This is a genomic window from Porphyromonas sp. oral taxon 279 str. F0450, from assembly GCF_000292995.1.
Classification (GTDB): Bacteria; Bacteroidota; Bacteroidia; order Bacteroidales; family Porphyromonadaceae; genus Porphyromonas; species Porphyromonas pasteri.
Window position 1 is genome coordinate 1 of sequence record NZ_ALKJ01000043.1, and the last position, 7,535, is coordinate 7,535.

General features: G+C 51.3%; 4 protein-coding genes and 1 pseudogene. 4 read left to right on the forward strand and 1 reads right to left on the reverse strand.

Features of this window, described 5'->3' with window-relative positions; genetic code table 11:
- From HMPREF1323_RS08070 to HMPREF1323_RS08085, 4 genes are all read left to right on the forward strand, one after another.
- Positions 1–1,191, forward strand: a 1,191-nt coding sequence (locus HMPREF1323_RS08070) for an AAA family ATPase (RefSeq protein ID WP_009433666.1), incomplete at its 5' end; no start/stop codon positions are given.
- A complete protein-coding gene (locus HMPREF1323_RS08075; RefSeq protein WP_044124257.1) occupies positions 1,179–1,487 on the forward strand; it encodes a helix-turn-helix domain-containing protein in 309 nt (102 codons plus the stop codon). The genes HMPREF1323_RS08070 and HMPREF1323_RS08075, both read left to right, overlap by 13 nt.
- Positions 1,488–1,579: 92 nt before the next feature.
- A complete protein-coding gene (locus HMPREF1323_RS08080; protein WP_044124258.1) occupies positions 1,580–2,185 on the forward strand; it encodes a DUF6088 family protein in 606 nt (201 codons plus the stop codon).
- A complete protein-coding gene (locus tag HMPREF1323_RS08085; RefSeq protein ID WP_009433665.1) occupies positions 2,178–3,182 on the forward strand; it encodes a nucleotidyl transferase AbiEii/AbiGii toxin family protein in 1,005 nt (334 codons plus the stop codon). Before HMPREF1323_RS08080 ends, HMPREF1323_RS08085 begins: the two co-directional genes overlap by 8 nt.
- A gap of 46 nt (positions 3,183–3,228) precedes the next feature.
- Here the strand turns inward: HMPREF1323_RS08085 and HMPREF1323_RS08090 are convergent.
- A pseudogene (locus HMPREF1323_RS08090) lies at positions 3,229–7,535 on the reverse strand (helicase-related protein); the annotation flags it as partial.

Below are 7,535 nucleotides of genomic sequence, written 5' to 3' on the forward strand. Positions count from 1 at the left end.
GGGCTTCGTGAGGCTCAGCGGCAGGTAGGTCGCTTGTCGGCTTATCATGTGAAGCAGCTTCAGCTTCCACTCAAAGGGACGAAGGCTGAGAAGGATATTTCGGATTACTTTGCTCTGGGGAATGAGGAGGCCGACTTCCGAGGGCTACTGAATACGCTCCTCTCTCAGATGTACACGCAAACGATGATGCTCCTACGCTCGTGTGAAATCGACTATGATAACCCTCCTGATGCCTCTAAATCGCTCGTAGCAGTTAACGGGGTACCTCTTGGGACGCAGGACAACCTCTTCTGCATTACGGGAGGAGAGGGTACGGGTAAGAGTAACTATGTCTCTGCTATCCTTGCTGGAGCCCTTGCCCAGCAACGCCTGGATGCCGAGCTGACCCTAGGGCTTGAAGTTACGCCGAATCCAAGGGGGCTGGCGGTTCTACACTACGATACGGAGCAGTCAGAGGCTCAGCTACACAAGAACCTAGGTAAAACGCTCCGCCGGGCATCGCTCACGGCTGTCCCTGACTTCTACCATTCGCTCTATCTAGCTTCGCTCTCGCGTAAGGATCGCTTGAAGCTTATCCAAGAGAGTATGGACATCTTTCATCATAAGCATGGGGGTATTCACCTCGTGGTTATTGATGGTATTGCCGACCTCATTCGCTCAGCTAATGATGAGACGGAGAGCATTGCTATCGTCGATGAGCTCTACCGCTTGGCCGGTATCTATAACACCTGCCTTATCTGCGTCCTTCACTTTGTACCTAGTGGGATAAAGCTCAGAGGGCATATTGGCTCTGAGCTACAGCGCAAAGCGGCAGGTATCCTCTCCATTGAGAAAGATGATCACCCTGAATACTCGGTCGTCAAGGCTTTAAAAGTCAGAGATGGTAGTCCTCTGGATGTGCCGATGATGCTCTTCGGTTGGGATAAGACTCTTGATATGCACGTCTACCGAGGGGAGAAGTCGAAGGAGGACAAAGATCGGCGTAAGAGTAGCGAGCTGCTTGCTGTAGTTCGGGAACTTTTCCGTACGACGAATCTCCTATCCTACCAGGAGCTCTGCGAGGTCTTGATGCGTGAGCTCGAGATCAAAGATCGTACCGCAAAGAAGTACATTGCCTACATGAAAGAGCAAGGCATCCTTAGGCAGGATGCCCAAGGAAACTATCAAGAGAACAAGTCATGCCCCATCTAGAATCACCTCAGAGTGAGGCCCGCTTTCAGAGCCTTTTCAAGAAGCTTATGCTGATGGAAGCTAAGCTTGATGAGCTACTCTGCCTGCAAAGGCAAGAGCAAGAGCTCCGGGTTCATCCTCCCCTTCGGGCAGAGTACCTCGACATTATTGACGTGTCTAAGCTCCTCAAGGTGGAGCAGAAGACCATCTACAACTGGGTCTCCTTAGGGAAGATCCCCTACCTCAAGGCTAATGGTCGTTTGCTCTTTTTGAGAGCAGAGGTCGATGAGATGCTGAGGCGACGCGAGGAGTGGTAAGCTTGAGGTGTTCGGTGAATGGGAATCTCCTGCGAGGGCTATTTTGTCGTAAAAAACGTGTAGTTTTGCGACAGAATAAAGCTTATATATGCATGGAGAGTATTGATGACAAGATCGTTAAGAGTGTGTCAAAGCGCGGAAGGGGTACAATCGTCTTTCCAGCGAACTTTGTCTCCCTTGGGGAGAACACTAGCGTCTTAAAAGCCTTGGAGCGGTTGGCCAGCAAAGGCACGCTCATTCGTCTTGCTCGAGGGATCTATTGTTACCCAAAGGAGGACAAGGTCTTAGGTCTTGGGGTTGTTTATCCTTCCTATGAAGAGATTGCCCAGAGTATTGCTCAAAGAGACAAAGCTCGTATTGCTCCAGCAGGAGCCTATGCTATGAACGTGCTTGGCTTCACAACACAGGTTCCCATGAACCTCGTGTTCTTAACCGATGGGAGTCCTCGGAGCGTACAACTCTTTAATGGTCATAGAATCACATTCAAGCAGACTGTTCCGAAGAAACTATCCTTCCAGAATAAGATAGCCCAGTTGATTACTGTTGCTCTTCAAGAGATTGGTCAAGACCATATAACCGACGCTCATAAGCAACATCTGAAGAAGATACTCTCCCCTCTTAGAGAAGAGCAAATCTCGGGAGATTATCCACTGATGCCAGCTTGGATAAGGACACTCGTCAAAGGCTCCTATGAATAGTTACTTTTCTCTTAGCGCTTCACAGCAACGTACTCTTATCACACAGACTGCCGTTCGCCTAGGTCTTCCTGAGCAAGCGGTAGAAAAGGATTTGTGGGTATCTATCATCCTACAACTTGTTTTCACACTCCCTTTTTCTGATAAGCTTGTGTTTAAGGGAGGAACCTCTCTAAGCAAGTCTTTTGGGCTGATCGAGCGGTTTTCGGAAGATATTGATCTTGTCGTTGATCGGAGTTTTTTTGATCTTCATGGCGATTTAACAAAGAAGCAGATCAAGGGCTTACGCAAGAAGTCCTCTCTTTTCGTTCGCGATGACTTGACAAGTCTTCTGAAGGCAGCAATGGTGTCCTATGGCTTAGATGAGTACTGCTCTGTTGTTCCCGAGGATGATGGAGAAGGCGATCATACCTATCCGGAGCCTAGAAAGATCGACGTATACTATCGAACCCTCTTCCCTCTCAATGAGTATCTCCAACCCAGGGTGATGCTGGAGATCGGAGCCCGGTCTTTGTTTGAGCCAACGGTGAATACCTCGATTCAGAGTCTTGTCACTACTCAATTCCCTCAGATTGATACAGGGCTCGTTTCTGCGCATAGTATAGCCACGGCAGCTCCACAGAAAACCTTCTTGGAAAAGGCTTTTCTTCTCCATGAGCTATTCACGAGCCAAAGAGGGGTAAGTGCCGAGCGTAAGTCCCGTCATCTATATGACTTGGAGAAGATGATGGATGCTCCTTTTGCTATCCAAGCCATAGAGGACGATCATTTATGGGATACGATTGCCCACCATCGTGAAGTGTTTACTAGCCTTTCGGGAGTAGACTATACTCCTGACATTCGAGATCGTATCGTCTTATGTCCACCCGAAGAGGTTCGGTCGGTTTGGGAACGGGATTATTCGGATATGCAGCAGTCTATGATCTATGGAGCATCCTTGCCCTTTGGTGCTTTGCTGGAACGAATAAGTCTACTGGAAAAGAAGTTCCATGATCGATAGAAAGCAAGCGCCCTCCTTTATGCTGATAAAGGAGGGCGCTTGCTTTCTATCTTATCTTCGGTTTAGCGAAGACGCCTTTACTCACAGCTTCTTCCTTCTCATCGGGGCGGGAAGCCGTGGGTCGAGTCAAGGAGGATGATTCTTCTGGTGTAGCTAAGCGCTCCGTGGATATCGGGCGCGTGTTGTCTCCTCCATTGGGTTGCTGCTGTACGTTCTCTTTCTGCTTCATTTCTTCTCCCGCTGCCTCGGCTTCCTCCACGGGGGCAAGTGTTAAGGCTATCTTTCTGTCAAGCTCTGCCGCTTGGGCTTTGAGCGATCGAAGCTCGCCCTTTTTGGCCCACTGACCGCTAGCCATCGCCTTGTAGATCTCGATGTCTTGTGCGGCTCTGGTGAGCTCTTTCTCGTGGGTCGCCATCACCTTGGGAATGCGCTCGAGGGCAGAGAGGAAGTTTTGGCAGGCAAGCTTGGGATCGCTGGCGAGCTTGCCATTGTTGTGCGTGTAGTAGATGCTTCCCTCTCCCTTGACGAAGAATCGATTGACGGAGCTTTGGAAGAGATCTTTTGCAGAGCTCTCCGTTTTGACGAAGATGTCGAAGCCGTAGATTGATCCAATTCTGTGGTATTCTCCTTGGGTTCGAGCTTTCTCGGCTATTTCTTGTAGACGGGATGCTACGACCTTCATATCACTATCGATGGGAATCCCCATCAGCTCCAGCTTATTGATGGCATTGCCTTCTGCGTCACGCTGCACGTGGGCTTCAAATAAGGCCTGATCTCCCTTGGCCTCGGCCATACGGCTTGTGTGGAACTCTACGGAGTGTTCTAGCTCTTGGAGCTTCCCTGAGGCAGCGTCTCGCTCCTTCATGAAGTTCTTACGTTCTGACTCCAGGGCTGTGATCTTCTTGTCGAGTTTTGCCTTCTCCAGGAGGTCGGTATTACCTGAGAGTACGGCCACGTATTCGGAGAAGTTCATTCCACTTTCCTCGTCCATAGCGCCCTCATCGATGGTGCGTGCACCGAGGGTATTGCTCTTGAGCTGGTTGATGAAGAGTTGCTTGTTGTGTAGGAGGTTGAACTTATAGCTGTCTAGTGATCGCTCTACGGCATAGATGATGACATCGACCGTGTTATTCGCGCACTCCTTGGCTACTTGATTGCCCTTGCGTACGGCTCTCCCATTGCGCTGTTCGAGGTCCGATGGTCTCCAGGGGGTATCCAGGTGATGAATGGCCACGGCTCGTTGCTGCGCATTCACTCCAGTGCCGAGCATAGATGTTGAGCCGAAGATGATGCGAATCTCTCCTCGGTTCATGGCCTCTACCATCGCTTTCTTGGCACGCTCGTTTTTGCACTCTTGAATAAAGCGGATTTCGTGGGAGGGAATGTGGTAATCCTCCACGAGTTTGCGCTTAATCTCTGAATACACATTCCACTCCCCAGCTTTATACGTCCCGAGGTCAGAGAATACAAACTGCGTCCCTTTCTGCACGTCAAACTTCTGATAGTAGTTCGCCAGCATCTTAGCGCAGTGTGAAGCCTTGTTGTCGACGTGGTCTTCGTAGGCTGGGTCAATCATTCGTAGATCTAAGCTCATCTTGCGGGCGTAGTCTGTTGCGATAAGCATCTTGGCCTTTTCCTCACGTTCGCTAAGCGGTTCACGCCCCAAAACAGTGGCATTACCCGTCTTGGCAAACTCCATCAATCGTTTGATAAAATCTTCCTGCTTCGGTGTTGGTGGGATGTTGTGCAGGATTTCATTCTTGTCGGGGCGGTCAATGCCGATATCCTTTGCTGTGCGGAAGTCACAAATCTCGGCATAGAAGGCAGCAAGCTCAGGGACCTTGATGAAGGTGCGGAAGCGCTCCTTCTGGATGATCTCGTTGGTGATGGAGAACTCGTAGTCTGTGCTCTTCTTAGCAAAGACGGCAGCCCAGGCATCAAAGCTGTTGATGCCTTGTTTCTCGAGGGCCTGTGGGCGGAGATACTTGAAGAGTAGATAGAGCTCGGTCAAACTATTGGAGATTGTCGTGCCGCTGAGGAAGGTTGCTCCTAGGTCTTTCCCTGAGCGTTCTTGGATGGTCCGAATGGCAAAGAGTAAGTTGAGTGCTCGTTGTGAGCCATCAGGGTTCCCTAGACCCGATACGCGGTCGTGGCGGGTGTTGAACATGAGGTTCTTGAATTGGTGTGACTCATCGACGAAGAGGTGATCTATGCCCATCATCTTGAAGTCCACGGCGTCGTCCTTACGCTCGGAGATGCTGTCCTGGATGTCGCGGAGCTTGACCTCGAGTGTTTGCTTTCGCTTCTCGAGTCCTTTGAGCATCCCTCGGGAGATGTCTTTGCCTTCTCTTCGGAGGACATCAAGGTTCTCTTCCACGGAGTCCATCTCCTTTTGTAGGATGGCTTGTTGTATCTCTAGGGCCTGAGGGATCATCCCGAACTGCTCGTGCGTCAGAATGATGCAATCCCAGTCGTTGTTCTTGATGTCAGCAAAGATGCGCTGGCGGTTCTGCTTGGTGAAATCATCCTTGCCGGGGTAGAGTATCCGTGCATTAGGATAGGCTTTTCGGAAGGTGTCGGCAATGTCAAAGACGTTGGCCTTGAGCCCTATGATCATGGGCTTATTTGCCAGTCCGAGTCGCTTCATCTCATAGGCTGCGGTACACATGATGAGCGTCTTCCCGGCCCCTACTTCATGGTCACAGATCCCTCCACCATTGGTTTTCAGCATCCATACGGCATCTTTCTGACTCTTGTATAGGTCAGGGATGCCGAGACGCTTGAGGTCTAGGTCGGGGAAGCTCTGATGCGCTCCGTCGAAGCTCGGGCGCACGAAGCAATTGAAGAGTTCGTTGTAGCGATCGGTGAGCTGTTCTTTGAAGGTCTCGGGACGTCTTGTGAGCCAATCGACAAAGGCTTGTCTAATCTCCTCGATCTTGCTGTTGGCTTGCTGGATTTTCTCGCCATCACGCACCTTGATGGACCGCGTCTCTCCCGAGGAGGGATCGATGACCTCCTTGCTCTTGTTGATGTCGGGAATGGTGTTGTGTAGGGCATGCTTCAGTAGGTGTAGCCCGTCGTATCGACGGAATTCCCCTTGTACGGCGTACTTATGCCAGATGTTCCCATTCTTCCGATCACAAGTGATGGTATACTCATCCATGTTGGCGTGATACGCCACACGAATCTCTGTGCCGAAGAAGTCGGAAGCAAACTCGCCGTACACAGCTGCTGGTATCCAGCGTTCCCCGAGGTTGAAATCCAGATCGGCAAAGGGTATAGGCCTTGGGCGTGCTGCCATAAGAGCCGCCAAGCTTTTTTTCCCCTCCTCGTGATCGGGGTGGTCAAGGAGCCAAGAGGCGAGCCTATCTGCTTTCTCGATCACGTTGCCCGAGATGAACTTATCAGCTACCTCATAGCCCCCTGCCTCGGGATTGTAGTAGATACGTCCCTCGAGGGCAGAGATGATGTCACTCTCCTCCATCTCGGGAAGTAACGAAGCCATGTAGGAGAGTTCCACACTTCCGTACTTGTTGAGCGAGGCTCCTAGAGCTTCGAGCGGCTCGGAAGCTATCGAGGGTTCTGCGGGGGAGAAGGCTGTGGGTTGATTGAAGATATCTGCTTTGACGAAGTGCCCATCGATAGACCGCTCAAGAAAGAGCATCTCTAGCCCCGTGGCATCCATCTTGATGACGTCCGTATTGGCTTTCTTGTTCAGCTCCCCCCAGCGAGCGACATAGGCATCGTAGAGCCGGTTGAGCTTCTCCCGTTCCTCTTTGTCCTCGGCATGGTTGGTGGCCTCATAGTCATAGAGCCGGTGGTAGCTCTCGCGGATCTCTATGTAGGCTCTTAGGCGAGTAAGTTGAGCGAGAGGGAGATCCATGGGGTGAAAGGTTGGTCGCCTCTTGAGGTCAGAGAGGTAGCCTACCTGTCCTTTCTGTACGACGATCGAGCCATCACGAAGGTGGCTGTCGGGAGCGGAGAGGAAGGGGCGAGGAGATGTGTCAAAGACCTCCCGATACCCGGTTGTGGGAACCACCTGGCCTTGTCCGGCTTCATCAGTGAAGTCGAAGAGAGAAGCTCTTGGAGCGTATCGCGAGCAGGCTGCTTACGCCTGCGAGATGCTTGGGTCTTAGTTTCCGTATGAGCCTTCTGTGAGGAGGGGCTATGCTTTGGGGTATTAGCCTTGAGTTCAGCACTCACCCGCCCTACTTCCAGAGTCCAGAGGGTGTATTCTTCTGGGGCAAAGAGCAGCCCCTCCTGCTCGTGGCTTGCCTGCATGATGGGGTGATGATCGTCATCAAAGTACACGGTCTGCCCATTCATCTCTCGGGGAGCTTCCATGTCGGGTCG